Source organism: Leptolyngbya sp. FACHB-1624, from assembly GCF_047649235.1.
GTDB lineage: Bacteria > Cyanobacteriota > Cyanobacteriia > Leptolyngbyales > Leptolyngbyaceae > Leptolyngbya > Leptolyngbya boryana.
In genome coordinates this window covers 1,493,915-1,519,591 of the sequence record NZ_CP180258.1, presented here as the reverse complement: position 1 = coordinate 1,519,591, position 25,677 = coordinate 1,493,915, and the positions used below count along the sequence as shown (strand labels likewise).

25 protein-coding genes are annotated in these 25,677 nt (G+C 46.7%); 18 read left to right on the top strand and 7 right to left on the bottom strand.

Annotated features, from left to right (window positions below; translation table 11 throughout):
- Positions 1-44: 44 nt before the first annotated feature.
- From ACMUEV_RS07010 to ACMUEV_RS06990, 5 genes are all read left to right on the top strand, one after another.
- Positions 45-3,065: a PAS domain S-box protein gene (locus ACMUEV_RS07010; protein WP_190652803.1), complete on the top strand. Its 3,021-nt coding sequence runs from the start codon at positions 45-47 to the stop codon at positions 3,063-3,065.
- On the top strand, positions 3,065-3,544 hold the full coding sequence (locus ACMUEV_RS07005) for a hypothetical protein (RefSeq protein WP_017289855.1): 480 nt from the start codon (positions 3,065-3,067) through the stop codon (positions 3,542-3,544). Before ACMUEV_RS07010 ends, ACMUEV_RS07005 begins: the two co-directional genes overlap by 1 nt.
- A 241-nt stretch (positions 3,545-3,785) precedes the next feature.
- Positions 3,786-4,616, top strand: coding sequence for a CheR family methyltransferase (locus ACMUEV_RS07000; protein WP_017289856.1), 831 nt, complete (start codon positions 3,786-3,788; stop codon positions 4,614-4,616).
- Positions 4,616-5,176, top strand: a complete 561-nt coding sequence (locus tag ACMUEV_RS06995) for a chemotaxis protein CheB (RefSeq protein ID WP_190652804.1) — start codon at positions 4,616-4,618, stop codon at positions 5,174-5,176. Before ACMUEV_RS07000 ends, ACMUEV_RS06995 begins: the two co-directional genes overlap by 1 nt.
- Positions 5,177-5,211: 35 nt before the next feature.
- Positions 5,212-6,828: a sensor histidine kinase gene (locus tag ACMUEV_RS06990; RefSeq protein WP_190652805.1), complete on the top strand. Its 1,617-nt coding sequence runs from the start codon at positions 5,212-5,214 to the stop codon at positions 6,826-6,828.
- A 335-nt stretch (positions 6,829-7,163) separates the two neighbouring features.
- Here the strand turns inward: ACMUEV_RS06990 and ribE are convergent, their stop codons facing one another.
- Complete coding sequence (ribE, locus tag ACMUEV_RS06985; RefSeq protein ID WP_017289859.1) at positions 7,164-7,826, bottom strand: riboflavin synthase; 663 nt, start codon at positions 7,824-7,826, stop codon at positions 7,164-7,166.
- A 383-nt stretch (positions 7,827-8,209) separates the two neighbouring features.
- On the opposite strand from ribE, the gene ACMUEV_RS06980 reads away from it, so the two are divergent.
- From ACMUEV_RS06980 to ACMUEV_RS06970, 3 genes are all read left to right on the top strand, one after another.
- On the top strand, positions 8,210-8,716 hold the full coding sequence (locus ACMUEV_RS06980; protein ID WP_017289860.1) for a bifunctional nuclease family protein: 507 nt from the start codon (positions 8,210-8,212) through the stop codon (positions 8,714-8,716).
- A 63-nt stretch (positions 8,717-8,779) separates the two neighbouring features.
- Positions 8,780-9,817 carry an aldo/keto reductase gene (locus ACMUEV_RS06975; RefSeq protein WP_199329662.1) on the top strand — a complete coding sequence of 346 codons (1,038 nt, stop codon included), beginning with the start codon at positions 8,780-8,782 and terminating at the stop codon, positions 9,815-9,817.
- 120 nt (positions 9,818-9,937) lie between these two features.
- Complete coding sequence (locus ACMUEV_RS06970; protein WP_190652807.1) at positions 9,938-10,492, top strand: HPP family protein; 555 nt, start codon at positions 9,938-9,940, stop codon at positions 10,490-10,492.
- A 73-nt stretch (positions 10,493-10,565) separates the two neighbouring features.
- Here the strand turns inward: ACMUEV_RS06970 and ACMUEV_RS06965 are convergent, their stop codons facing one another.
- A complete protein-coding gene (locus tag ACMUEV_RS06965; protein ID WP_190652808.1) occupies positions 10,566-11,891 on the bottom strand; it encodes a hypothetical protein in 1,326 nt (441 codons plus the stop codon).
- 70 nt (positions 11,892-11,961) lie between these two features.
- Complete coding sequence (locus tag ACMUEV_RS06960) at positions 11,962-12,345, bottom strand: DUF1824 family protein (protein ID WP_190652809.1); 384 nt, start codon at positions 12,343-12,345, stop codon at positions 11,962-11,964.
- A gap of 101 nt (positions 12,346-12,446) precedes the next feature.
- On the opposite strand from ACMUEV_RS06960, the gene ACMUEV_RS06955 reads away from it, so the two are divergent.
- The 5 genes from ACMUEV_RS06955 (at position 12,447) to ACMUEV_RS06935 (ending at position 19,616) form a co-directional block, all read left to right on the top strand.
- Positions 12,447-15,056 carry a toll/interleukin-1 receptor domain-containing protein gene (locus ACMUEV_RS06955; RefSeq protein ID WP_190652810.1) on the top strand — a complete coding sequence of 870 codons (2,610 nt, stop codon included), beginning with the start codon at positions 12,447-12,449 and terminating at the stop codon, positions 15,054-15,056.
- The gene (locus tag ACMUEV_RS06950; RefSeq protein WP_415354750.1) at positions 15,049-16,485 is read left to right on the top strand and encodes a hypothetical protein; all 1,437 of its coding nucleotides are present in this window, start codon (positions 15,049-15,051) and stop codon (positions 16,483-16,485) included. The genes ACMUEV_RS06955 and ACMUEV_RS06950 overlap by 8 nt, the downstream gene beginning before the upstream one ends.
- A 41-nt stretch (positions 16,486-16,526) precedes the next feature.
- Complete coding sequence (locus ACMUEV_RS06945) at positions 16,527-16,763, top strand: hypothetical protein (protein ID WP_190652812.1); 237 nt, start codon at positions 16,527-16,529, stop codon at positions 16,761-16,763.
- The gene (locus tag ACMUEV_RS06940; RefSeq protein WP_190652813.1) at positions 16,760-17,155 is read left to right on the top strand and encodes a type II toxin-antitoxin system VapC family toxin; all 396 of its coding nucleotides are present in this window, start codon (positions 16,760-16,762) and stop codon (positions 17,153-17,155) included. The genes ACMUEV_RS06945 and ACMUEV_RS06940 overlap by 4 nt, the downstream gene beginning before the upstream one ends.
- 181 nt (positions 17,156-17,336) lie before the next feature.
- On the top strand, positions 17,337-19,616 hold the full coding sequence (locus tag ACMUEV_RS06935) for an ATP-dependent helicase (RefSeq protein ID WP_190652814.1): 2,280 nt from the start codon (positions 17,337-17,339) through the stop codon (positions 19,614-19,616).
- A 238-nt stretch (positions 19,617-19,854) separates the two neighbouring features.
- Here ACMUEV_RS06935 and ACMUEV_RS06930 read toward each other — a convergent pair whose 3' ends face one another.
- On the bottom strand, positions 19,855-20,505 hold the full coding sequence (locus tag ACMUEV_RS06930; RefSeq protein ID WP_190652815.1) for a Uma2 family endonuclease: 651 nt from the start codon (positions 20,503-20,505) through the stop codon (positions 19,855-19,857).
- Positions 20,506-20,526: 21 nt separating this feature from the next.
- On the opposite strand from ACMUEV_RS06930, the gene ACMUEV_RS06925 reads away from it, so the two are divergent.
- The 3 genes from ACMUEV_RS06925 (at position 20,527) to ACMUEV_RS06915 (ending at position 23,254) form a co-directional block, all read left to right on the top strand.
- Positions 20,527-21,204 (top strand): TIGR02117 family protein, encoded by a 678-nt coding sequence (locus tag ACMUEV_RS06925; protein WP_190652816.1) that lies wholly within the window; start codon positions 20,527-20,529, stop codon positions 21,202-21,204.
- A 68-nt stretch (positions 21,205-21,272) separates the two neighbouring features.
- Complete coding sequence (accC, locus tag ACMUEV_RS06920) at positions 21,273-22,625, top strand: acetyl-CoA carboxylase biotin carboxylase subunit (protein WP_190652817.1); 1,353 nt, start codon at positions 21,273-21,275, stop codon at positions 22,623-22,625.
- A 29-nt stretch (positions 22,626-22,654) separates the two neighbouring features.
- The gene (locus tag ACMUEV_RS06915; RefSeq protein ID WP_190652818.1) at positions 22,655-23,254 is read left to right on the top strand and encodes a transglutaminase-like domain-containing protein; all 600 of its coding nucleotides are present in this window, start codon (positions 22,655-22,657) and stop codon (positions 23,252-23,254) included.
- Positions 23,255-23,342: 88 nt separating this feature from the next.
- On the opposite strand, the gene ACMUEV_RS06910 is transcribed toward ACMUEV_RS06915, so the two are convergent.
- Positions 23,343-23,930, bottom strand: a complete 588-nt coding sequence (locus ACMUEV_RS06910) for a Uma2 family endonuclease (protein ID WP_190652819.1) — start codon at positions 23,928-23,930, stop codon at positions 23,343-23,345.
- 27 nt (positions 23,931-23,957) lie between these two features.
- Positions 23,958-24,242 carry a YggT family protein gene (locus tag ACMUEV_RS06905; RefSeq protein ID WP_017289874.1) on the bottom strand — a complete coding sequence of 95 codons (285 nt, stop codon included), beginning with the start codon at positions 24,240-24,242 and terminating at the stop codon, positions 23,958-23,960.
- 199 nt (positions 24,243-24,441) lie between these two features.
- Here ACMUEV_RS06905 and psbX point away from each other — a divergent pair, with 199 nt between their 5' ends.
- Both psbX and ACMUEV_RS06895 read left to right on the top strand, forming a co-directional pair.
- Positions 24,442-24,561: a photosystem II reaction center X protein gene (gene psbX, locus ACMUEV_RS06900; RefSeq protein ID WP_017289875.1), complete on the top strand. Its 120-nt coding sequence runs from the start codon at positions 24,442-24,444 to the stop codon at positions 24,559-24,561.
- Between the two features lie 162 nt (positions 24,562-24,723).
- On the top strand, positions 24,724-25,401 hold the full coding sequence (locus ACMUEV_RS06895; RefSeq protein WP_190652820.1) for a Ycf66 family protein: 678 nt from the start codon (positions 24,724-24,726) through the stop codon (positions 25,399-25,401).
- A gap of 84 nt (positions 25,402-25,485) precedes the next feature.
- Here ACMUEV_RS06895 and ACMUEV_RS06890 read toward each other — a convergent pair whose 3' ends face one another.
- Positions 25,486-25,668: a chlorophyll a/b-binding protein gene (locus ACMUEV_RS06890; protein ID WP_017289877.1), complete on the bottom strand. Its 183-nt coding sequence runs from the start codon at positions 25,666-25,668 to the stop codon at positions 25,486-25,488.
- Between the last annotated feature and the right edge of the window lie 9 nt (positions 25,669-25,677).

Below are 25,677 nucleotides of genomic sequence, written 5' to 3'. Positions count from 1 at the left end.
TTTAGAGGCAAAGATTTATTCACCCCTGAATTCGAGCGTGAGTCATGCGAGAAACTGACCAGATCCAGTTACAACAGCGCAATGCGGAACTCGAAGTACTCGTCGCCGAACTGCGATCGCAACTTCAATCCCAATCTGTGCAAGAACTGACGAAAACCCCCAAAGCAATCGCTCCTTCAGTGTCGAGCGTGGAGGCGGAATTTGATCTGGATACCGTGCGATCGCTGCGCTATCAAATCACCAAACTCGAACATAAGATCGAACAACTTCAAGCTGAAGTCAGTCGTCGCCGTCGTGAGCAAGAAAGCCTTAGAACGAGCGAACAACGCTATCGATCCGTTGTAGAAGCGATGCATGAAGCTGTGATGATGCTCAATGCAGAAGGACTCATCGAAACTTGTAATGCCAGTACTGAGAAAATTTTGGAATGTGCGATCGATGAATTGATCGATCGCAATATTTTGGAGTTGGGCTGGGAAGCGATCCATGAAGATGGTTCTGCATTTGATCTCGCAACTTTTCCGGGTCTGATCACGGCAAAAACGGGGATTCCCTGCTCAGAAGTCATTCTGGGTCTCTGCAAACCTGAGAAACAGGTGACTTGGATTTCGATCAATTCTCAGCCGCTGTTTCAGCCTGGACAAGTTTTACCCTACGCGGTCGTTGTTTCTTTTTCAGATATTAGTCTGCGCCGCTGGATCGAAGAGGAGCGGCATCAACTGTTAGCCCGTGAGCAAACTGCCCGTGCTGAAGCAGAATTAGCCCGTGAACAGATTAACCGGGTTTTGCAGAGCATTACCGATGGATTTGTCGCGCTCGATCGCTCTGCTCGTTTTACCTATGTCAATCACGCTGCCGCACAGATCTTAGGGAAGCCTGCCCGAGATTTGCTCGGCAAAGTGCTTTGGCAGGAGTTTCCCGACTTTGCAGAAACGAGTTTTGGGCAACTCTATCGACGTGCGATGGCAGAAGGTGTCCCCCTCGAAATTGTCGATTACTATATCCCCTGCCAGGGCTGGTATTCAATGCGCGCCTATCCTGCTAAGTCTGGCGTATCTTTATTTTTCCGCAATATGACCGATTCGGTCGAAACCGCAAGAGAGCGCGACCAAGCTCAGCAAGCGCTCAGATGCGCCTTACAGCGGTTATCCTTCCATGTGGATAATTCACCGTTTGCTGTCATTGAATGGGATCAAAATTTACGGATCACTCGCTGGTCACGCGAAGCCGAAGCCTTACTCGGATGGGATGCGTCTGAAGTGATTGGCAAACAGTTTGGAAGTTGGGAATTAGTCGTACCAGAGGATTTAGGCACGGTTGATCGCGCGATCGCGCAACTTCTCAACGGGCAGACGACTCGCAATGTTTGTACCAGCCGCAATGTCTCGAAAGATGGCTCGATCGTGCCCTGTGAATGGTATAACTCCGTCCTGTTTGATAGCTCAGGTGAGCTAATTTCAGTCTTGTCGCTGATTTTGAATGTGCGAGAGCGACAGCAAGTCGAAGATGAACGCAAAGCTGCGGCTGCGGAACTGCGAGAAAGTGAAGAACGATTCCGGCAGTTAGCTGAGAACATTGAACAGATCTTCTGGATGTACGATGTCGAGCAACGCAAGCTGATTTACATCAGTCCAGGATGTCAGCAAGTTTTGGGGTATGACAGTCAAAGCTGTTATGAGAAACCGTTAAGTTTTTGGCTCAATCGGGGGCTACCAGAAGATATCCCCCATCTGATGAAAGTCAGTCGGCAAGCACTCAGAGGCAAATCCGCAGAGGCAACATTTCAGTTCCAGCGCCCCGATCAAGAAAAGCGCTGGTTACTCGCACGTGCCTTTCCCGTGCGCAATCAGCAAGGCAAAGTCTATCGCATAGCGGGAATTGCAGAAGATATTACCGAAGCTAAGCATCGAGAAGCAGAACGCCAAGTACAAGAGCAGCGCTTGTTACTTTTAGAGTCTGTCGTCTTAAATGCAAATGATGCGATCGTGATTACTGAAGCAGAACCCGTGGAGCCACCAGGTCCGAGAATTGTCTTTGTGAATGATGCCTTCACGCGCATGATGGGCTACGAGAAGCATGAGGTGATTGGCAAGACCCCTCGGATTTTGCAAGGTCCGAAAACGAATTGGACAGTCTTGAAGAATCTGCGATCGGCTTTAAAGAACTGGCAGCCTGTGATTACCGAACTGATCAACTATCACAAAGACGGGTCTGAAGTGTGGATCGAACTGAGTATTTTCCCAGTCACCGACCAAACCGGACATTACACTTATTGGGTCGGCTTGCAGCGTGAAATTACCCACCGCAAACAAGCTGAGATTGAAATGCGAAAAGCATTAGAAAAAGAACGCGAGCTAAGCGAACTGAAATCAAACTTTGTCACCACTGTTTCGCATGAGTTTCGCACGCCCTTGAGTACGATTCTTTCTTCGGCAGACATGCTGGAGTTTTATGCGGGAAATTGTTCGATCGATAAACAACTTGAACATATCCAGCGCATTCAAGCGGCATCTTTGAACATGAAAGACCTTCTCAGTGACATTCTGATGCTGGAGCGGGCTGATGCCAAGAAAGTCAAGTTTGAACCGGCTCCACTCAATATTTTGTCTTTTTGCGAGAACCTGATCGATGAAATGCGATTGAATGATCAAGCTCAGCACCAGATTAGGTTTGAACCGGAAGCGGATGTGTCAGAGATTCGCGGCTACATGGATGCGAAATTGATGCGGCAAATTTTTACCAATCTGCTTTCTAATGCGTTGAAATACTCTCCGGCTGAGTCCACCATCACATTCCGAATCCGGCAAGATCAGACCCACGTTTACTTTGAAGTGCAAGATCAAGGCATTGGAATCCCGGAAAGTGATCAAGTGCGGCTCTTTGAAGCATTTCATCGAGCTACGAATGTCGGAATGATTTCTGGAAATGGATTAGGACTGGCGATCGTCAAACAATCAGTTGAAATTCATCAAGGGCAGATTCAATTAACGAGTCATGAAAATCAAGGAACAATGGTTCAAGTGATGTTGCCTCTGCGCCCTCAAGATACGGAAATTTTAGACTGATGGTGAAATGGTTGATATTTGCGATCGCAGGATTAGGCATCGCTGGGCTAGGCAAGATCGGTGAGATGACGATTGAGACAATGGGCAGCCTCGTTCACTTTAACTGTCGCCCAACCGCAAACCGTGTGATCTGTGAATTAACGCATGAACCTTTAATCGGTTCATTGAAAACAATTGAGTTTGAGAAGCAAGAGTTAAAGATGACCACCATCCAGCAAGGACGGCGCTCTACAGATCAACGGTTAGCAATCGTTTTACAATCCGGTGCAGTGATTCCTCTCACTCACAATTGGTCAACCAGCAACAATCAGCAATTGTTGCAGCAACGGGATTTGCTCGATCGCTTTATTGCCGACACAACTGCAAAGACGCTGAATATTCGGACACACCGACCTGGACAGCTTTGGGTCATTTTAGCGAGTTTGCTAGCAGGCATGGGAGGATGCGTTGCGATCGCGCTTAAACTCTCCAAAGGGTGATTCTTCTAGTGAGATCGTTTGCCCCACAAGCCAGATTCCGGGAAAACGCGATGGCTAGAAATTAGGGCGGCGGGAGGATTCCATCCCGTCTGGAATTGTGTCAATTTAGAAAGGATTGGTTCAAGAAATTCACTCTGTCATCAATACTTGTAGAGATCTTGTTTAGCGCCTTCACCTTGAGGGCTATGGGGATCTCAACTTAGCGAATTGGCAAATTCATCGGCATTTACGCTCAATCCCCATGCTGTCACAGTCGCCTACCCTCGAAGATATTGAAGTTCAACTGCTGTTTGATGGCATTTATCGCTACTACGGCTATGATTTTCGCAACTATGCCTCTTCATCTCGGAGACGAAGAGTGCAAAATTTTATGCAGTCTGAAAGAATCGAGACAATCTCAGCATTACAGGAAAAAGTCTTGCACGATCGCGCCACGCTCGATCGCTTCTTGCTCAACTTGACCGTCAATGTCACCTCTATGTTTCGCGATCCGAGCTTCTTTCTGACCTTCAGAAACGTCGTCTTGCCTATGTTGCGCACTTATCCCTTTATTCGGATTTGGCACGCAGGCTGCTCAACCGGAGAAGAAGTGTATTCCATGGCAATTTTATTGCAAGAAGCAGGCATCTACCATCGCTGTCGGATCTACGCAACCGACACTAATGAGAAAGCATTGCAAGCTGCCAAGACTGGAATATTTTCACTGTCTGCAATGCAAGAATATACGCAGCAATATCTCAAAGCAGGAGGTAGCAAATCATTCTCTGAGTACTATACAGCCGCGTACGAAAATGCGATTTTTCGCGCTTCGCTGCGCGACAACATTGTCTTCTCGCAACACAATCTTGTGACTGATGGATCATTCAATGAATTCAATGTGATTTTGTGCCGCAATGTCTTGATTTACTTCGATCGTGTCTTACAAAATCGCGTGCATGAGCTGTTTTATCAAAGCCTCTGCCCTTTTGGCATTTTGGCATTAGGACGGCAAGAATCCCTCCGATTTACGGCGTATCACGATCGCTACGAACCCCTTTCAACCTCTGAGAAGCTTTATCGGAGGTTAGACTAATGGCACCTGCTTTGGTGGCGATAGGTACTTCTCTAGGGGGATTATCCGCGCTGCGGACTATGTTAAAAGGGGTACCAGGATGTTTCACAGTGCCGATCGCCATCGTACAGCATCGGGATCAAGGATCGACAGACATGCTCAGCCGGATTTTACAGCAGGAAAGCGCGTTGACCATTTTGGAAGTGGAGGACAAAGAGCCGATTCGCCCTGGATTCGTTTACTTAGCTCCGCCGAATTACCATCTTCTTGCTGAACCTGAGTATTTTTCGCTTTCAATTGATCCCCCCGTTGCTTTTGCAAGACCTTCGATCGATGTCTTGTTCGAGTCCGCAGCAAAGGTTTACGCTCAGTCGGTCATCGGGATCATCTTGACGGGTGCAAATCAAGATGGTTCAGAAGGTCTGGCTCAGATTAAAGCGCAAGGCGGCACGACCATCGTGCAAGATCCTCGTACTGCTGAATGCCCGATTATGCCGGAAGCCGCAATTGCTAAAAGCACTGTTGATTATGTTCTCCCGTTGCATCAGATTCCATCTATGCTGGTTACTCTCTGCTCCTAACCTCACCCTACTCCCGCTGTTTTAGGATCGTGCCCATGTCGTTGAACAAACCCGTTAACATTCTTCTTGTCGATGACCAACCTGAAAACTTGCTGGCATTGGAAGCGGTCTTAGGCAAGCTCGGGGAGAATCTGATACAGGCATCCTCTGGAGAAGAAGCGCTGCGATGTCTGCTGAATCAAGATTTTGCGGTGATTCTGCTCGATGTCCAGATGCCCGGGATCGATGGGTTTGAAACGGCAAGTTTGATTCGATCAAGAGCGCGATCGCAGCATACGCCAATTATCTTTCTGACGGCTTTTGATTCGAGTGATCACGGGATTTTTCGAGGCTATTCACTCGGTGCAGTGGACTATTTGATCAAGCCGATTAATTCCGACATTTTGGTTTCTAAAGTTGCAGTATTCGTCGATTTATTTAAGAAAACGGCAGCGGTTAAGCTACAAGCAGCGCAGCTTAAGGCAGTCAATGCTGAATTGCGGCGGAGTGAAGAACAGTTTCGCTCTCTATCAGCATCCTCGCCATCTGGAATTTTTGTGATTGATCCGACGGGACAATGTACCTATACCAATCCCCGCTACGACGCGATTTGTGGCAGGTTGGCTGAGAATTGGTGTGAGTGTGTTCACTTAGAGGATCGCGATCGCGCGATTTCTCAGTGGCAGGTCTATCTCGAACAGGGCGGAGAATTTTCCGAAGAATTTCGCCTACACACTCAAGATACGCGCGCGTTGTGGGTACAAGTGCGATCGTGTCCGATGTTTTCCCAAACTGGTGAACCTCAAGGGTATGTTGGCACAATCGAGGACATTACAGAGCGCAAAGAAGCGGAAGCCACCCGTGCTCAAGTCATGCGCGAACAGCTCGCGCGCCAAGAAGCAGAAGTCGCCAATCGCATGAAAGATGAGTTTTTGGCGGTGCTTTCTCATGAGTTGAGAACGCCGCTCAATTCGATGCTGGGCTGGGTGCGATTACTGCGATCGAAACAGTACGACCAGAAAATGATCGATCGCGCCTTAGAAACGATCGAACGCAATGCGGAAACTCAGGCGCAGTTAGTTGAAGATATTTTAGACGTGTCGAAGATTATTCGCGGCAAGCTGCGACTGAATTATCGGGCGGTTCATCCGATCGCTGTGATTCAAGCCGCGATCGATGCCGTCCGTCCTCAAATCGAGGCAAAATCGATTTTACTCGAAACAGAGTTTGAACCCGATTTACCGAGCCTTTGGGGAGATTCGACCCGATTGCAGCAGATTATCTGGAATTTGCTCACAAATGCGGTGAAATTTACGCCATCCGAGGGACAAATTACCATTCGTCTCACGTTGGATGATGCGAACATGGCGAAAATTGCTGTGATGGATACGGGCATGGGGATTGAGTCAGAATTTTTGCCGCATGTGTTCGATCGCTTTCGCCAAGCAGACAGTACTACGACTCGATCGCATAATGGGCTAGGCTTAGGACTCGCGATCGTGCGACATTTGGTCGAAATGCATGGAGGAACGATCGCAGCGGATAGTCCAGGAGCAGGAGCAGGAGCGACATTCACGGTGCGATTGCCGCTCTTGAATTCGAGCGAGTTGCAGGATAAATTGCCAGGGGATTCTCTGATGTCAGTAGACACTGCTCAGAAAGTGATCTGGTAAGCTGAGCCGTTAATTTCACTTTGCTAGTTAACGGCATTCATTTTGCGAAGTGGGGAAATGGGGAGCCGCAACTAAGTCGGGAAAATGAATTGGAAGATTGTCGCTCTCGTTTGCGTCCCGCCCTGAACTGGAAGTTCGGGCTAACTGTGCGAAGTGGGTTGAAACCCACTGAAGAAAGTGTTTTCATGGGCTGTCAGTCCCAGAGCGGACTTCGCACAGCTAGTCCCGAATTCATGCCGGAGGGGTGAGCAACGAAGCGAAAGAATGTGCCGAACTGATGTTGAATGACGCCCATCTCCCTATCAGGATGAATTGCGGTGAAAGACTACCTTAATCTAAACGTAACCATGCTCCGCCAAAAAATCCATCGAAACGCGATCGGGCACTTCTGCTCCCGGTTTCTCACCCCGCAAAAACCGCTCTACATATTTTCCTAAAATATCGCCTTCTAAATTCACCCAATCCCCAGGCTTCAGTTCACACAAATTCGTTGCAGCATAAGTGTGAGGAATGACTGCAACGGTAAACCAGGAACCATCCGGCGCACAATTTGCCACAGTCAAACTGATGCCATTGACGGAAATACTCCCTTTCGGCAAAATGTAGCGGGCAACTTGGTCACTCTCCGTATTGAAGCGCATCTCCCAAGACGTCGCAGACTCAGCCGCAGAATGAAACGTTCCTACCCCATCCACATGCCCTGTGACAAAATGCCCGCCTAATTTACTGCCGACCCGCAGCGAAGTTTCCAAATTCACCGATTTTGCACTATCTGCCGCGCGTCCGAGAGTTGTACGATTCACCGTTTCCGGAGAAACATCTGCGACAAACCCATCATCGAGAATCTCCGTAACAGTCAAACAAACTCCATCCACTGCGACACTATCGCCAAGTTCTAAACCCTGCAAAATCACCGACATTGCAGACCCCGAAATTTTTACCTGTTCGGGATTGAGAACTGCTAAATGACCAACCGTTTGTACAAGTCCTGTAAACACAAAATTAAGTCCTTATTGACAATAAGATCCCGATCGTCCCCAATCTGATTTGCTGATGTAACGGGAGATTCAGAATTTTTTTGAATCCTATCTAGACATTCAAAGTCAGACGAATTACAGTCTAAAATCACAATAGAGAGTTTAGGGTGGTTTAGCGCTACTTTAATCTTTTCCTCAAGAAAATGATGAAATTTGGAAGTCCTCTTTTATTTTGTCAAATTCTGAAAGGGATGAATTAGGATCTGATCTAAGAACGCACCCGAATGCGATTTCTCGAACGCAATCCTGCTCCCGGAGCGCGATCGATTACGTCTCTTGAACGAAGTTCGTTTTAGACACTTCTCTATCCATTTCGTGATCTCTGGAGATCTAGAGGCTACACCATGATTGAAATGAAGGTTGCAGGCATTGCACTAGAAGCATCCACTCGAAGTCCGATCATTTTGTTAAAAGATGCAACCGATCGACGAGCGCTGCCAATCTATATTGGTCAAGACCAAGCAAAAGCAATTATTAGCGTTCTTGAAGGTCAGACCCATCCTCGTCCTCTGACTCACGACTTAATGGTCAATTTCTTAGAAGCCTGGGAAATAGAGGTCGAGAAAGTCATTATTCACTCATTGCAAGATAATACATTCTACGCGATTTTAGTGACGAAGCAGGGCGAAACCCGGCGCGAGATTGATTCTCGCCCCAGTGATGCGATCGCAATCGCTCTGAGAACGAATAGCCCAATTTGGGTGATGGAAGAAGTCGTGGCAGATGCCTCGATTCCGGTTGATCGAGACGCAGACGAAGCAGAACGTCGCGCCTTTAGAGAATTTATCTCGAATCTCAGCCCGGATGAATTGATCCAACGAGGACGGTTTAGTAGTGGAGAAGCGCAGTAGCTCGTGGACGATCGGCGATTCGGTAAAACTGAGCTTGCGTATTCGGTATTTTCGTTAGGAACAATGCGCTGTCTCTCTTCTGCGTCGGTGATGGAAGCAACCGTGCAAAGAGCGATCGAGCTTGGCATTAACCATATTGAAACTGCACGAGGCTATGGGAAAAGTGAAGAGTTTTTGGGAGCCGCATTGCAAGGTGCGCGCTCCCGCGTTTTTTTGACCACAAAGTTACCACCGAGTTTGGATGCTGACCAAACCGATCGCTGGATTGATGAGTCTTTAGAACGGCTGCAAGTTGATTTTGTCGATAGTTTAGCCATTCATGGGCTGAATACTTGGGAGCATTTGGAATGGGTGAAGGCAGACAATGGCTGCATGAAAGCCGTTCGAGATGCGATCGCTGATGGTCGGGTACGACATGTCGGATTCTCGACGCATGGCAGTTTAGATGTGATTTTGGCAGCGATCGCGACGGATTTCTTTGAGTTTGTGAATTTGCATTACTCGTTCTTTTTTCAACGAAATGCACCTGCGATCGAGCTTGCTGCTCAAAAAGATTTAGGGATTTTTATCATTTCGCCTGCTGACAAAGCGGGCATGTTACACACACCGCCTCAGAAATTAACTCAGTTGTGTGCGCCGATGTCGCCGCTGGAGATGAATTATCGATTTTTGTTGAGCGATCGACGAATTACGACGTTAAGTGTGGGTGCTGCAAATCCGAATGAATTGAATTTAGACTATCGAACTGGAGCATTGAGTGCAGAAGAACAGCAAGTCTTTGAACGATTGCGCGAAATTCGCGCGCCGGAACAGTGCAGCCAGTGTTATGAATGTTTGCCTTGTCCAGAGGGCATCAATATTCCGGAAGTTCTGCGACTGAGAAATTTAGCAACGGCTTATGACATGCAGCAGTTTGGAGAGTACCGCTATCGGATGTTTGAGAATGCGGGGCATTGGTTTCCAGGGAATAAAGGCAATCGCTGTACAGATTGCGGAGACTGTCTGCCCAAATGCCCAGAGAAGTTAGAGATTCCGAGATTGTTGAGAGAGACACACGATCGCTTAAATGGAAAAGCTGGACGGCGATTGTGGCAGGAATAAGTAAATCTGTATAAACTCCATAGGAATTTTCTGTATCAGAAACTACTTTTACAATCTTTCTGATGAAATTATTACGGTAATCTGACAGTAGTTCAGACACCTCGTTCAGAAAACCTTCCTATGAAATCCTTACTTGTAAAGAATATTAGTCAGGCAAGACGACGAGTGCGATCGCAAAATTTCAGGACGATGGGAAGCTCAATCTATCAGCCTGAATTTTCTTACTCTCAAATCTTCTTATCTTGGATGGGGAGCTTCTTAGGAATTGCAACACTCGCTTATTTATCTGTACATACTCAATATCCTTTAATTGCGGCTCCGTTTGGTGCAATCGCTGTGCTTGCATTTGCTGTTCCGGATAGCCCGCTTGCCCAGCCCCGCAACCTGATTGGTGGTAATCTCATCGGCGCGATCGTCTGCATTACTTTGGTGTATGCCTTTGGCACAGCGCCTTGGGTGATGGCACTTGCCGTTGCAACTGCAATTAAACTGATGCAGTTAACAAAAACGCTGCATCCTCCGGGAGGTGCTGTGGCGCTAGTTGGTGTGATGAGCGAGGCTTCATGGGATTTTTTATTGACTCCCGTACTGACAGGCTCGATTGTCATTTTGCTCTGTACGATCGCATTCAATAATCTAGTGCCCGGAAGACCCTATCCTAAACACTGGCTTTAACCTTGGCTTTGTTATGGACCAGTGAGAACTCCAGCTTTTCAGGTAAAGTCGAAGTTCTCACATCATCCGCTGATCAACGCTGAAATCCTTTCGCTTTCTTTGCTGCTTTTTCTTTCGATTTTGTTTTACTAACTTCTGCTAATGCTTCCTGAAATAGATTGTGCAGATGAATCGGAACACTCGCTATATCAGGCAAAGTAGGTTCTAAAGGTTTACGATGCATCTGAAGTAAGGGATCTAAATCTCGCTCCAAGTTAAACGGCAGTCCCGTGTAGTCCTGCAATACTTTCTCTAACTGAGTCGGATACTGTTCAGCAAATCGATGCCACACAAACGCATTGATTTCAGCATCATTGAGATATTTCTGAACCAATGCTTCCGCCCCTTTCACACTTCTCCAATCTTCTGCTTTTAGTAGCGCCTCAAATTGTGTGTAAGTGGTGAGCAATATCTGCCCCCATCGTGGATGAGCTAGAACTGTTACTTCTTCAGCTTTTTTCAAATCAGGTGGCAGTTCGACGTGCGGGGCTGCCATCTTAGCAGCCGTTTTGTTTTGTAGCATTTTGGCAGCCGATTCTGCATCTAATCCCATTGCTTCTGCCATTTCAGCAAGTTCTTCATCACTCACGCCTGCTTCTTGCGCAAGTTCTGTGATGGACTTGTTTTTATCGAGTCCAACTTCATCGAGTCGTCGCTGTGTGAGAAACTCTTGAAACTCAGAGATTTTCTTGCTCAGATGGTAGCCCGACAAGGTTATCTGTTCACTTCCAAAAAAGTCGAGAAAGTCCTGGTGATAGCGTTCTACTGACTTCCAAGCTTCTTCTAGTAACTCAGGTGCATCGCCGTAAAGATCAGATTTATAGTTTTGGCGAAAATTTCCGATCGCGACTGCTAGCTTTGGCTTGCCGAGCTTTCCTAGCTGAGTAAACGGACTAAAAAACGTCCAGTACTCTTCCACAGGTGCAATGCGTGTTGTGAGCATTTCTCCGAGTTTGAGCCGCGACATTGCATTTTGCGTGTCTTCATCATTCGGCTTCACGATATACAGCTTAGTCGTGAGCCAATTCATTAATTTGAAACCATCCGGTAAGATTTCTTGAATTGCAAACAATCCTGAAAAGTTATGTTTCCAGTTCAAAACGAGTTGTCGATCGCTCGCTGACAATTCTGGCTCGTTTTCAACAAACAATTCCAAGGGTGATTTCGTGCCAATCTGCCCATGACTCAGAAAGATATCGACAACCGTCTCTCGGTGTTTGCTATCTCGTGCTTGAGATTGCTCTAAGCGATCGGCGACGAACTTTTCAAATGCAGTCGCTAACTCTCCTTCTGCGTCGTAAACAAAATCGGTCAGCGCTTGTTTGAGTTCTTTCGATCGCGCCAAAATTGCATCCACCATAAATTACCTCGATCGTCTTTGAACAGATTATCGTCTCGCTTGTGAATCCCGAAGCATCTTGCGATAGATCTTAAGCAAACAAATCGAGCGGCAAATGTCCGAATGTTTCGTTCACTCCGTCATCATAAGCAGACTGGCAAGAAATTAAAACGCCACGATGTTTGCCTACATAGGGTTCAATGTGCGATCGCCGTAAATTTGGATTGAACTTGATATAGACCTCACCTACGATTTCTTGGATCTCTGGCATGTCGTAACCGATTGCAGCCATATACTCTGAAAGGGCTTGGAGTCCCTCTTCCGCGGTTCCGGCACAGACTCCGAAAATCTGATAGTCCGAAAGTTCTACAACTTGTGAAACCGCTTCTCGTAAGACAGAGTAATCGGTTGTTACAGTCTTCGGATCATTACAAATAAATTGCCGCAAAATAGTCTCAGCTTCCGATCGCGTCATAGTCTTTTGTTTTAGTTTTCCGCTCTCTTAGAATACCGTCTCTACCTTAAGCTAGAGAAAAACGTTGCTCTGATCTGCTCAATTTCCCTGAATGCTGCCTCATGCGTCTGTTTCTCTCGTATGCTCAACCTGACCAAGATCTGCGCGATCGACTGATTCAGCATCTGAGTTTGCTGAAGCGAGAGCGCATTCTTGATACCTGGGATATTTCTGAAATTACGGCGGGGACAGAGCGCGAACCCGCGATCGCACAGCAAATTGACCAAGCTGAGATTATTTTGTTGCTCATCAGCGCAGCTTTTATTGCGTCAGATCGCTATGACGTTGAGATGCAAAGAGCGATCGAGCGGCATGAAAATCGACAGGCGCGGGTGATTCCGATTTTGCTCAAGCCTTGTGACTGGGAAAGTGCGCCGTTTGCAGAGTTGGAAGTTTTACCGAAGGGGGGAAAGCCCGTTACAGCAGGAGATATCGAGACGGCGTTGAGTGCGATCGCTCAAGAAATTCGGAGGGTAGCAGTAGAACTGAATCCGGCTTTGGCAAAACCTAGAAAATCGGTAATGAAACTGGGTGCGCCGTTGCCAGGGGTGCGATTGCCGGAAAATTTTGTGGAGCGACCCGAAGCTTTGAATGCGGTGAAAGCATTATTGCTGGAAGAGAGTGAGAAGCCTTTAGTAGTGAGTGCGATCGCTGGATTGGGCGGAGTAGGAAAATCGGTGTTGGCGACTGCTTTAGTTCTTGATGCTGAAGTTCAAGAACGCTTTGAGGATGGAATTCTTTGGGTGACTTTGGGGCAGAATCCGGATCTTCAGAGTTTGCTAGGAGATTGGATTCGGACATTGGATAAGTCGCGCGAGAGCTATTCGGCAACGACCTTAGAAGCTGCTTCGCGGTATTTGCAGACGTTGTTGATTGAAAAGCGAATGCTGCTTGTAGTCGATGATGTCTGGATTGGGGCGCATGTAGAGCATTTTCGGGTGGGAGGTGCTGAGTGTCGGATGTTGGTGACGACGCGGGAGGCTCAGATTGAGGGTGCAGAGGTTCATGCGTTGGATTTGATGTCGGAGGAAGAAGCGATCGCGCTTGTTCGACAGAAGTTAAATCGACAATGGAATCCAGCACAGGAATCTGAGGTAAAAGCGTTTGCGAAATCATTGGGATATTTGCCGTTAGCGTTGGATTTAGCGGCGAATCAGGTGCGCGATGGGTTGAGTTGGGGAGAATTGAGATCGGAGTTTGAGACTGAGCGTCGGGCAGTAGCGTTAGAGGTGCTAGATTCGTCAGAGGCTTGGGAAACGCTCGATGAGAAAGAACAGCGCAAATATAGCTTGCGGGCTTGTTTTAATTTAAGTTTGCGGCGATTGAGCGCGGAGCAGTTGCGGCAGTTTGCTTGGTTGGGAGTGTTGCCAGAGGATGTGAGTCTGGATGTACGGATGGCGATGACTTTGTGGGAGTTGCCACGGGTGCAGGCGAAAAAAGTGCTGGTGTTATTGAAGAATCGATCGTTTCTGACGAGCGAAACAGAGACTTTAGAGGGAGAACCGGCGTTTCGAGTGCATGATTTGATGCATGATACAGCGCGGGGATTGCTGGAGCAGAATGCGATCAATGATCCGATCCAAAGTCTGCAATCCAAAGTCTGCAATCCAAAATCTAAAATCCAAAATCTTGCCTTGGCTCATGCTCAATTGCTAGATCGTTATCGTCTGCAAGCTGAGGGACGGTGGGATCAATTGCCGAATGATGGACATGTTCATCGGCATTTGACTTGGCATTTTGTGCAGGCGGGAATGGAGGATGAGATTCATGCGTTGATGGCGACGAGTGATGAGCGTGGACGGAATGCTTGGTTTGAGGCGTGCGATCGAATTGGGCAGCCTGCGATTTTTGTGCAGGATGTGAAACGAGGGTGGGAGATTGCGGAGCAGCAGTATGAAGAGAATAGAACAAGAGCGATCGTACTTCAGTGTCGGTATGCGTTGATTACAGCGACGCTGAATAGTTTGGTGGAGAATTTGCCAATCACAATAATAGTAGAATTAGTGAAACAGAAGTATTGGACACCAGAACAAGCTTGGGCATATGTAGAACAGATCCAAGATGAGGAGAAAATTGCTACAGCAATTCGAGTACTTGCGCCGTATTTGCCTAAGCTAATCTTTAAATTGGCGGTTAAAAAAGCAAAGTCAATTGGGAATAGATGCAGCCGCGCCTCAATTCTATATGAACTAGCCAAACTTGAATCTAGTTACTTTGAAGAAGCGCTAGAAGCAACACGATTGATTGAAAGTGATTCTAGGCTTACTGCAATACTGGATGAGTTGGCTAGGTCTAATACAGATCGTTTTATAGTAAGACAATGTGTTGAGGATTATTGCAGTTACGCTCGCACACTATACGGTCTAGCTCAAATTGAATCTAGTTACTTTGAAGAAGTACTAATAACAGCGATTCAGGCTGAAAATTTCCGTGAAAGGTCTGGCTATAGCAATGTCGAGGTGATAGCATCAATTTCACCTTATGAACAGAACAATTTCATAGAATCAGTTTTTTGCAGTCTAGTACAGCTTAACTCAATGAGTTTTTCGCAGTTGTTGGCAGCAGTTCAATCAATTATCAACAAGTTCACACGTACTTCAGTGTTGTGTAAACTTGCCCAGATTGACTCTAGTTTTTTTTGCAGAGGCATTGGCAGCAGCACGGTTGATTAAGAACAAAGTTCAACGTGCCTCAGCTTTATGTAACCTAGCCAAACTTGACTCTAGCTGCTTTGAAGAAGCACTGACAGCAGTACGGTTAATTGATGACGAGGGTGAGCGTGCCTCAGCTTTATGTAACCTAGCCAAACTTGACTCTAGCTGCTTTGAAGAAGCACTGACAGCAGTACAGTTAATTGATGACCCTTGTACTCAATATGGAATATTTCTATTTCATAGCCCCAGTCTATTATGCGATTTTCTATGCGATCTTGCTCAAATTGGTTCAGTAAGTTCTTCACACCTGTTGTCAGCAGCACAGTTGATTGAGGACAAAGTCGAACGTGCCTCAGCATTGTGTAGCCTAGCTAAGTTTGATCCTAGCCATCTTCAAGAGGCATTGTCAGCAGCGCGGTTGATTGAGGACAAAGTCGAACGTGCCTCAGCATTGTGTAGCCTAGCTAAGTTTGATCCTAGCCATCTTCAAGAGGCATTGTCAGCAGCGCGGTTGATTGAGGACAAAGTCGAACGTGCCTCAGCATTGTGTAGTCTGGCTAAGTTTGATCCTAGCCATCTTCAAGAGGCATTGTCAGCAGCACGGTTGATTGAAAACAGATCTAAGCGTGCTTTAATGATATGTGATTTGGCTAAACTTGATTCTAGCTATCTTGAAGAAGCACTGGCAGTAACACGATCAATTGACGATAAACATCTTTGCTTAAAATATATAGTTCGAGTAGCAGCTATTTTTCAGATTTATCAGTCGGAACATGATGTGTACGGAGCCTTTCAGCGTCTAAAGAATGTTCTTGGAAACAATGAAGCATTTTGGGCTGTTTTTCTGTGTGATTTAGCCTGTATTGATGTGACTTATATTGAGGATGCTGTTGATTTTATTCAAACGATTCAAAGTCGATTTGATTGTGCCCTGCTCCTCAATCAATTAGCCTGTAAATATTCTCAACTCATTCCCGTCGCCTTTCAATCAGCTTGTACTATTCAGGATAAGAGTCAGCGCAATCTTGCGTTAAAAGACTTAATTAACAATTCATCTTCGGCACTAATCCCTGAGTTTTTCAAGCTAGCAAGCGAGATAGAGAATAGCCAACTACGGGAAGAGATTCTGTTCAGAATCGTGCATCGTAAGGTTTTGCCCAAACGAATGAATACAATTTCGCTATCTGAAGAGTTACAAAACTTGAACCTTATTACAAAGAAAGTTGACCAAGCTCAAGAGTTGGCTGAGTTACTCCCTCGTCTTCCTCTTGATATTCTTCCAGTAAAGCGTTGGACATTCTGTCTGCGCCTCCTTGCCCACCGCTCCCGCGCTCAACTTATGCAAGACTTTGGCAAACTATATCCAGCGATCGTTCATCTCGGCGGAAAAGAAGCGGTTCGAGGGATGGTCGATGCCATGCGTGAGGTTTGCCAACAGTGGAAATGAAGTAAACTGAGGAAAAAGAGAACCCATTGGTCTTTCCAGCCATGCCGCTCGAAGAACTCGAAAAACAACTTCTCAGTCTCAGTCCCACTGATCGACTTCGCATCATTCAGTCGGTCATCCAAAGTCTGATTCCAACTGTCACCAGCGAATCTTCCCAAGACACTGACAAGCCGAATCGAGATCGTAGTCCAAACCATCCCCTACGCAGTCTCCCTCTGACAATTCCTCCAGACTTTGATGAGCCAATGACCGAGTTATGGGATGCTTTGGAACAATGATTTTGCTCGATACTCACACTTGGCTTTGGTGGCTCCATACCCCAGAGCAGCTATCCGATCGCGCTCGAAATTTAATCACACTCAACGAAAATCAAGACGCGATTCTTGTTTCTGCCATTTCGGTTTGGGAAATTGCAGTCAAGAATAGTGCAGGAAAATTGCCATTACCACTTCCAATGGATGAGTGGTTTGCACTTGCAAAAACTCGACCTGGCATAACGATTGAGCCTCTCAATCCACTCGATGCTATTGCAAGCACTCAACTCCCTGATGAGTTTCATAAAGATCCTGCTGATCGAATTCTCATTGCGATCGCACGCCGCTACGATATTGAACTCGTCACCTACGATCAAAAAATTCTGAAGTATCCTCACGTTAAAACGATTTGTTAGAGTTGCAACAAAAAGTGTTTTGGGCTGCAAACAGCAAGAGTATGACAGTTCGAGGTCGTACCCTTTGAAGACAAATTCTCTGTCTTCAAAGATAGGCTCAGCTTCTGAATAGATTTCGTTTCAGTTCTGCAATCAACCAGAATACCGTTTAAATTAGTAGTACAAACTATCTGATTCATATATGACAACCGAACCTGTCGTTTCAACAGTCTTAGAAATGCGCGAGAAGTTGCTGCAAGAATTGCGCAGTACACTTCGTCCTGGGCAACGAGAGATTGCAGATTGGAGCGAAGGTCGGTTGGCAGTTTCAGCCGTGCCAGGAGCCGGGAAATCGACCGGAATGGCAGTTGCGGCAGCCATGACGATCGCGAAATATCAACTGCATAGTCGGCGGCAGTTAGTCGTCGTCACCTTTACGCGATCTGCCGCTGCAAATATTAAATCTAAAATTCGAGCGCATCTGAAAACGCTCAGTTTGCCTCAAGGCGGTTTCGTCGTACATACCTTGCATGGATTAGCCTGGTCGATCGCTCGAAGTGCTCCTGAGCGATCGAACTTGAATCCAGACGCAGTGCTGATTACTCCAACACAAGGCAGTCGCCTGATCCGAACCAGTGTTGAGCAATGGATTGGTATGAATCCAACCTTGTATCAACGCTTGTTAGAGGGGCAGCAATTCGATGGAGAAGAGACAGAACGCTTGAGACGGCAATCTGTCTTGAGAACTGAAGTTCTGCCTGCATTAGCTGAAACCGTAATTCGAGAAGCTAAGAGTTCGGGATTGGCACCTGAGGATTTGAGAAATCAAGTGACCTCGGATGAGTATGACATTTTGGCGATCGCAGCAGGACTGTATGAGCAATATCAACTGCAATTACAGCAAAGAAATTTTATTGATTACGATGAGATGATTCTCGGTGCATTGAGAGTCTTGGAGCATCCGAGTGTGCGATCGCGTTGGCAATCTCAAGTTTTTGCAGTGTTTGAAGATGAAGCTCAAGATTCTAGCCCGCTTCAGACTCAGTTACTAGAACTATTGGCGACTGATGCAGATTCCGATCAGCAGAATTTGATTCGAGTGGGTGATCCGAATCAAGCCATTAACTCAACCTTTACGCCTGCTGATCCGGTTTTCTTTCGAGAATTCTGTCAGGCTTGTTCTTTAGAAAATCGACTTGCGGAAATGAATCAAGCAGGTCGCAGCAGTCGCATTATTCTTGAAGCGGCTAACTATGTTTTGAAATGGGTAAATCGAACTTATGCCAAAGAAGAAACTGCACCATTTCGATCGCAGATGATTCACCCTGTTGCGGCGAATGACCCACAAGCAGATGCCAATCCCAATCCTGAAGGATTAGGCTTTGAGATTCACACGCCAGAAGATGTGCATCAAACTGTGGAATGGATTGGTAAGAGAGCGATCGCACTATTCAACCAGTTTCCACACCGCACTGCTGCTGTGTTAGTTAGAACGAATGATCAAGGGCGATTTGTGGCGAGAGAACTCACACGCTGGTTTGATGAAAAGCTTGCAATTTTTGAGGTGGGAATGCGCGATCGTCAGTCGCATATTCCGGCTGAAATGCTCTCACTTTTGCAATTTCTCGATCGACCGCATTCACCGGATAATCTCAAAGCAGCCTTATCAGTGTTTGTGCATCGTCGCATCATTCCCGCCCAAGATCTCAATGCGCTGATTGCTTTTCCTGAGCAGTTTCTATATCCGGCTCCGCTTGATCCACCGCAATCTCCGCAAGTACAACAAGCTAGTCGGTTCTGTACTAGCTTGCTCCGAGCTAGATTAGAGCTACCGCTGTATCAACTCATTTCGTTTTTAGCTTATACGCTGAACTATGAGCAAACCGAATTAGCAACCGCAGATAAGCTTGCAGAACGCATCATGCAGCAAACGCGGGAGAATTCGCTGACTGCTATTTTAGAAGTACTCGCAGAGATTGTGACTTCGGAGCGATTTGAGCCAGTCGAAGCAGAAGATGACGATCGCTATGTTCGTGCCAGTCAGATTACTATCATTACAATGCACAAAGCTAAAGGATTAGATTGGGACTATGTGTTCATGCCTTTTTTGCATGAGAATATGATTCCTGGATCGCTCTACATTCCTCCAGCAGCAAGGTTCTTGGGAGAGTATACTTTGCCAGAAGTTGCACGAGCACAAATTAGAGCGATCGTGCATCAAGAACCGATTCCTGATAATGATCAAGCTTGGGAACGTGCCGGATATCTGAAAACGGCTGAAGAGTTTCGACTGTTGTATGTTGCGATGACGCGAGCAAAACGATTGTTGTGGCTTTCTGCGGCAAAGCAAGCTCCGTTTAGCTGGAGCAAGCCGGAAAGTTTAGACGATCGCGCACCTTGCCCAGTCATTCCAGCTTTAAAGCAGCAATTTCAGCTTTCAGTCATTGGAGAAGCGGAAGAGGAGGACGATGTAGAGTTTTAGAGGATGTTTTACAAAGTAATCGTTGAGACACACTCACCCGCCCCGGAATGAATTCGGGGCTAGTTGAACAAAGTCCACTGAAGGGACTAACAGCCAACCAGAATGGGGTCTTCAGTCCCTTTAGTGGACTTCGCACCGTTAGCCCTGGGATTTCATTCCGGGGCGAGCTAGAACGGAGCAAGGAAACAGTTGATACTTTGTAGAACATTCTCTTAAATACACAACTGCACTTCTAGCTTCAAAGTTGCTTTTTTGCCCAGTCGCGTAGCACAGTTAAAGCCTGCGCTAGCCCGATCGTATCGCTCTGCTCCAAAAACTCTAAAATTCGCTTTCCAGGTAACGTCGGAAATAATCGACTATTCGCCGTCTCCACATAGCGATCGCCTTGAAGCTGAAAAATCTGCAAATTCCCTTTCAGCACATCATCCCCAACTGTAGTCAGATAAAACCACAGTTCCGGCACACCCATTGAGGCATACATCGAAAAGCGATCGAGCTTGCCGACATTAATCGCAATTTCAACGGCTAAATCAGGAGGAGCCACTCGGCTCATATCCATCTCTGCTCGCTTCGTCAAGCGCACCTCACTCAGCGAATAAGCGCCTTCCGGTTGAATCGCGCGACCCACCTCCGGAAGTGTCAGCAACACCGATCCAAGCGACTGAATTTTTAGATAGAGTTCATCTGCAATCACCAAAATCAGAGACTCGATCAAGCGATTACAGCGATCGTGTTCTTCAAGCGGGGTCATCATTTCCAACTTGCCGCGATCGTAGGTCATCCGGGCGGTGCGCTCTGTCCCCAACTCCCCAAGCAATTCTTCAAATGCTTGCCAACTCACCCCCGATAGCGTCACTCTTTTTTCAGTGGGAGTCGGTTTTCTGCCCATAATCTCTACTCATAAGTTCACATGAAGTATCGTACTGCGTTTATTCGCCTCGCTCAGAGCGCAATATGTGGAGTTTTGTTACTAAGCAGTGCCTTGACGATCGGCTTTTTCACTCCCCGTCGCTGGAACACTGCACAATCTTGCAGCGATCACCCGTATCAAATCTATGTTGAGGGTGATGCGATGCATGTGAATTTAATAATGCCAGTTGACAACGGCGTTTATGATTGGCAAAAATTTCTGAACCTGGAACAAATTGGCAGTGATATACATGAAGATTACCGATATTTGAAAATGGGATGGGGCGATCGTATTTGGTACACAGAAGTCCCAGATTGGCAGAGTATGAACGTTTTCGATATTGCTAGAGTCTTATTCAAACCGGGCAATGCCTCGGTCATGTATGTGCAAGGCTATGCGGAGCGACCCAAAGAAGTTCGATGTGTCGGAGTCGATCGAGAACAGTATCTTGCGTTTGTCAATTTCGTGCAGAACTCCTTCGATCACGATGCTCAAGGTAAGTTAATCCATCTTAAAGATGGAGCCGCCACCACCGATGGCTTTTATGTGGCAACTGGACAGTATTCTGCATTACGAACTTGTAACAGTTGGTCAGCCGAAGCTTTAGACGCGGCAGGAATTAATACGCCGCTCTGGTCAGCCCTTGCGCCTGCGGTGATGCGGCAACTCCCGAACTAATCGACAAAAATCTACGCAATGCACCCCTATTCGCTTTATCCTACTGTTTACGGATCTAGGCTACTGAAATGCGTTTCTCAAAAATTTTAATTGCAAACCGGGGAGAAATTGCCCTACGAATCATTCGCACCTGTGAAGAGATGGGAATCTCGACGGTGGCGGTGCACTCGACCATCGATCGTAATTCTCTTCACGTTCAGTTAGCCGATGAAGCGGTCTGTATTGGCGAACCTGCCAGTAGCAAGAGCTATCTCAACATTCCCAATATTATTGCCGCAGCTCTGACGCGCAACGCCACAGCGATTCACCCTGGCTATGGATTCTTAGCCGAGAATGCTCGCTTCGCAGAAATTTGTGCGGATCACCAAATCGCGTTTATTGGGCCTTCTCCCGATTCGATTCGAGCGATGGGGGACAAATCGACTGCGAAAAAAACGATGCAGCAAGTCGGAGTGCCAACAGTTCCCGGCAGTAAGGGCTTAGTGCATAGCGAAGAAGAAGCGAGAGAGATTGCAAGATCGATCGGATATCCCGTCATCATCAAAGCGACAGCCGGAGGAGGCGGGCGTGGTATGCGGCTCGTTCCCGACGATGATCAACTTGAAAAGCTCTTTCATGCAGCGCAAGGAGAAGCAGAAGCAGCTTTTGGCAATCCAGGGGTGTATGTTGAAAAATTTGTGCAAAATCCTCGACATATTGAGTTTCAGATTTTGGCAGATAGTTATGGAAATGTGGTGCATTTGGGTGAGCGTGAATGCTCGATTCAGCGTCGTCACCAAAAACTGTTAGAAGAAGCTCCCAGTTCTGCAATTACGCCTGAGTTGCGTCAAAAAATGGGAATAGCAGCGGTTGCAGCCGCCAAGTCGATTAATTACGTCGGTGCAGGAACCGTTGAGTTTTTGCTCGATCGTTCGGGCGAGTTCTATTTCATGGAGATGAATACTCGCATTCAGGTTGAGCATCCTGTGACTGAGATGATTACAGGAACCGACTTAATTGCAGAGCAAATTCGGATCGCCCAAGGTGAAGAACTTCGCTTTGCTCAAAACGATATTGAACTGCGCGGACATGCGATCGAGTGTCGAATTAATGCAGAAGACCCCGATCACAATTTCCGACCTAGCCCTGGACGCATTAGCGGGTATCTTCCGCCGAGTGGGCCGGGTGTGCGGATGGATTCTCATGTTTATACCGACTATGAGATTCCGCCGTATTACGATTCTTTGATTGGTAAGTTAATTGTTTGGGGGCACGATCGTCCGTCTGCCATTCTGCGGATGAAGCGGGCGCTGCGAGAATGTGCAGTCACAGGTTTACCAACGACAATCAACTTCCATCAACGAATTCTGGAAACCCCTGAGTTTCAGAAAGGCGATATTTACACAAATTTCGTCGATAAGGTAATGATGTCGGGAAAATAGGAACTCCTGGACAGATCACTTTGCTTGAGATGGAAGAGTTTTTGAAAGTTAGTGAAATGATTGATTGGCAGCATCTCGACATCCTGGAATGCGCCAATCAGATCGCATTAAAATGTGAGACTCCGATCGCAATTGCAAAAGCGTGTTTTGAGTGGGTACGAGATGAAATTCGTCACAGTTATGATTACCAACTGAATCCTGTGACTTGTCGGGCATCAGATGTGCTTCAACATAAAACAGGGTATTGCTTTGCGAAAAGCCATTTGCTTGCAGCACTATTACGGGCAAACCAGATTCCAACAGGTTTCTGTTATCAGCGCTTGAGTATTGATGATCAGGGTGCGCCGTACAGCTTACACGGATTCAATGCAATCTATTTGCCTGAAATTGGTTGGTATCGGATTGATGCAAGAGGGAACAAGGCAGGAGTTAACGCTCAATTTACTCCTCCTCAAGAGCAGTTAGCGTTCACAATTCAATTTCCTGAAGAGGCTGATTTTCCAGCAATTCTTTCAGATCCTCTTCCACTGATTGTAGATTCGTTGCACTCACAGAAAACGTGGGATGATATGCTTTGCAATCTGCCAGATATTTCATTGGAGTCTGCGAAGAGTTACGGACTAGTATAAAGACTGCATTCCATGCCAAGTGTATCGAGTAAGTTGGTGAATTCGAGAAGAGACTAGGAGCGGCTCAACTCGAGCGATCGACAAACTTTCAGCCTGCTTTTAGAATCTGCATCGCAGTTAAATTCAGTTGCGGAAAGCTTGGAGAAAGGACAATATCAGAGTCTTGAAATTGCCCGACTTCTTGATATTGCTTTCCATCTAAGCGCAATACAGTCACTACACTTCGAGCCGGATCAATGATCCAATATTCAGGGATACCACGTTCTGCGTATTCTCTTCGCTTATCGATGTAGTCTCTGTCATAATTTTCGCTTCCAGGTTCACCGGGCGAGACGACTTCAACGATAAGCACTGGGGCAGGCATATTTGCCGTGATTAGAGATTGATTCTGCTGGCTCAGCATCTGATCTAAGTCTTCTGTCAGAATCATCAAATCAGGGTTCCGAGCCGTTACAGATGAACTCTTAACCGCGATTTGCGTTCCTCTGGCAATTAAATCGATCGAGACAACTTGTAGAAATTGACTCAACAGCCATAGTGCAATTTTTTCATTCAGTCTCTTTTCCGATCCCATGTTTACCAACACCCCATCCACCAACTCGTAACGGGTGTCAGTTCCATCGTCATATGCCAAATATTCCTCGATCGTGCTAAATCGAAGTTTCGCTTGTGTCATTTCAGGTAGTGCTGAGGTTCTTTCAGCTTAAAACATCATCGTCAAAATGCCTTGCTGACCCAACAACATTTCACGCAACAGGCTGAAAATTCCGACCCAAATAATTGGCGTGATATCTACTCCGCCCAACGGTTGAATCACTTTGCGAGTCAGCGCTAAAAAAGGTTCGGTTGGAATCGCGGCTAGATTGAACGGAAATTTCTGCAATTCCACCTGCGGATACCAAGTCAAAACAATTCGGACAATAAACAGAAACGTCATCGCACCCAACGCAATGCTGAGAGAAGTAAGAGCGATCGTTGTAGCATCCATAAGTTTTCGCGCCAAATCTTTAAGCTTTGTAACTTGATCTCATTCTATCGAGAATCGACGCAAGCATTGTAGCAGTCAAGCGGTTCCTCATTCTTGAATCGAGAAATCCAGGACTTTGCGACGGTTTGCTATACAAATACATGACAAACTATTAAAATTATGATGACTTGCGTGTTGTCGATAAGGACTTGAAAGACCTATGACCCCTTCTTTAATGAACTTTCTGTTGAGCTTAGTTGCAGGACTCGTAATCGTCGTGGTTCCCGCAACTGCATTTTTGATTTTCGTTAGCCAAAAAGACAAAATTCAACGCAATTAATTAGAAACACTGGTGATTTGAACCGAACCAGTTATATTAGAGTCGAACCTCAGAACCTGGACGCTTGCGAACAGACTGAGGTTTTTGCCTATTCTAAAAGTAGATTTTCGTGGAGAATTGCGGGAGAAGCCGCTAACATAGGACTATCCTTGGAGACCGGACATGGTTAATTTTCAGTTCAATTTGGCAAGTATCTCTGGGATCGTCCTGGCGGTCGGCGGGACTTCCCTGTATGCAGTTCGATCGTTTCGACCGCAAATTGCTCGTGATACCGATATTTTCTTTTCGGCAGTTGGGCTACTGTGCGGGTTGATTCTGATTTTTTACGGCTGGCGGTTTGACCCGATCATGCAGTTCGGTCAAGTCCTGCTGACGGGAGCTGCTATCTACTTTGTGTTTGAGAATTTGAGATTACGTCAAATTTCGACCGAGCAAGCAAAACGGGAAACCCCGATCGTCGATGACAGTCGTCCAGTCAGCCGGAATTATCAGGCTGAGTTTGAAGACGACTATACCGTAAGCTTTGCAGAACGGGAACGTCGTGAGCAGCTTCGCGAAGCTCGGCGTAGAAGACCTGAGCGTGAAGAAGAGTACGAGCGTCCAGTGCGTTCGGAGCGGGCAGGTGAACCTCGTTTAGGTCCGTCAGGTCGTCGCCCGCGTCGGGATGCGTCGTTTGATGAGCCTCAAGAAGATTTGACGAGCCGCCCGCCGCGTCGCAATTCCTCTAAATCCGCTCGCCCACGTCGGAGTTCTTCCTCGGTTGAAGATATCAATCAACCCGAAGAAGGCGGTTATGTAGACTACCGCCCGATCGATGGAAATCGGCAAGACACCTGGTAACGATTGAATTAAAGAATTGAACGAATTGAAAAAGGAGCGCTAGACTAGCGCTCCTTTTCTGTATCTAGATTCTGTACCTAGAGATTAAAATCCTAACCAGGTGAAAAAGTCTTGGCGGGTGACAAATTGTAGAATCAACAGTGCCACAAATCCAATCATGGCAAAACGTCCATTCATTAACTCTGCATAAGGTGTCCAACCCAATGCAGGTTGATTCTCGGTTTCTTGTTCCACAGTTTCCTGGGATTCAGGGGCACTTTCAGTCATCAAATCGTT

Coding starts and splice junctions, on each gene's coding strand:
- ACMUEV_RS06955 (WP_190652810.1), top strand. CDS start 12,447: ATGCGTCTGTTTCTCTCGTATGCTCAACCTGACCAAGATCTGCGCGAT.
- ACMUEV_RS06975 (WP_199329662.1), top strand. CDS start 8,780: ATGCGCTGTCTCTCTTCTGCGTCGGTGATGGAAGCAACCGTGCAAAGA.
- accC (WP_190652817.1), top strand. CDS start 21,273: ATGCGTTTCTCAAAAATTTTAATTGCAAACCGGGGAGAAATTGCCCTA.
- ACMUEV_RS06980 (WP_017289860.1), top strand. CDS start 8,210: ATGATTGAAATGAAGGTTGCAGGCATTGCACTAGAAGCATCCACTCGA.
- ACMUEV_RS07000 (WP_017289856.1), top strand. CDS start 3,786: ATGCTGTCACAGTCGCCTACCCTCGAAGATATTGAAGTTCAACTGCTG.
- ACMUEV_RS07005 (WP_017289855.1), top strand. CDS start 3,065: ATGGTGAAATGGTTGATATTTGCGATCGCAGGATTAGGCATCGCTGGG.
- ACMUEV_RS06945 (WP_190652812.1), top strand. CDS start 16,527: ATGCCGCTCGAAGAACTCGAAAAACAACTTCTCAGTCTCAGTCCCACT.
- ACMUEV_RS06930 (WP_190652815.1), bottom strand. CDS start 20,505: ATGGGCAGAAAACCGACTCCCACTGAAAAAAGAGTGACGCTATCGGGG.
- ACMUEV_RS06925 (WP_190652816.1), top strand. CDS start 20,527: ATGAAGTATCGTACTGCGTTTATTCGCCTCGCTCAGAGCGCAATATGT.
- ACMUEV_RS06995 (WP_190652804.1), top strand. CDS start 4,616: ATGGCACCTGCTTTGGTGGCGATAGGTACTTCTCTAGGGGGATTATCC.
- ACMUEV_RS06890 (WP_017289877.1), bottom strand. CDS start 25,668: ATGACTGAAAGTGCCCCTGAATCCCAGGAAACTGTGGAACAAGAAACC.
- ACMUEV_RS06940 (WP_190652813.1), top strand. CDS start 16,760: ATGATTTTGCTCGATACTCACACTTGGCTTTGGTGGCTCCATACCCCA.
- ACMUEV_RS06960 (WP_190652809.1), bottom strand. CDS start 12,345: ATGACGCGATCGGAAGCTGAGACTATTTTGCGGCAATTTATTTGTAAT.
- ACMUEV_RS06895 (WP_190652820.1), top strand. CDS start 24,724: ATGGTTAATTTTCAGTTCAATTTGGCAAGTATCTCTGGGATCGTCCTG.
- ACMUEV_RS06935 (WP_190652814.1), top strand. CDS start 17,337: ATGACAACCGAACCTGTCGTTTCAACAGTCTTAGAAATGCGCGAGAAG.
- ACMUEV_RS06915 (WP_190652818.1), top strand. CDS start 22,655: ATGGAAGAGTTTTTGAAAGTTAGTGAAATGATTGATTGGCAGCATCTC.
- ACMUEV_RS06990 (WP_190652805.1), top strand. CDS start 5,212: ATGTCGTTGAACAAACCCGTTAACATTCTTCTTGTCGATGACCAACCT.
- ACMUEV_RS06965 (WP_190652808.1), bottom strand. CDS start 11,891: ATGGTGGATGCAATTTTGGCGCGATCGAAAGAACTCAAACAAGCGCTG.
- ACMUEV_RS06905 (WP_017289874.1), bottom strand. CDS start 24,242: ATGGATGCTACAACGATCGCTCTTACTTCTCTCAGCATTGCGTTGGGT.
- ACMUEV_RS06970 (WP_190652807.1), top strand. CDS start 9,938: ATGAAATCCTTACTTGTAAAGAATATTAGTCAGGCAAGACGACGAGTG.
- psbX (WP_017289875.1), top strand. CDS start 24,442: ATGACCCCTTCTTTAATGAACTTTCTGTTGAGCTTAGTTGCAGGACTC.
- ACMUEV_RS06910 (WP_190652819.1), bottom strand. CDS start 23,930: ATGACACAAGCGAAACTTCGATTTAGCACGATCGAGGAATATTTGGCA.
- ACMUEV_RS07010 (WP_190652803.1), top strand. CDS start 45: ATGCGAGAAACTGACCAGATCCAGTTACAACAGCGCAATGCGGAACTC.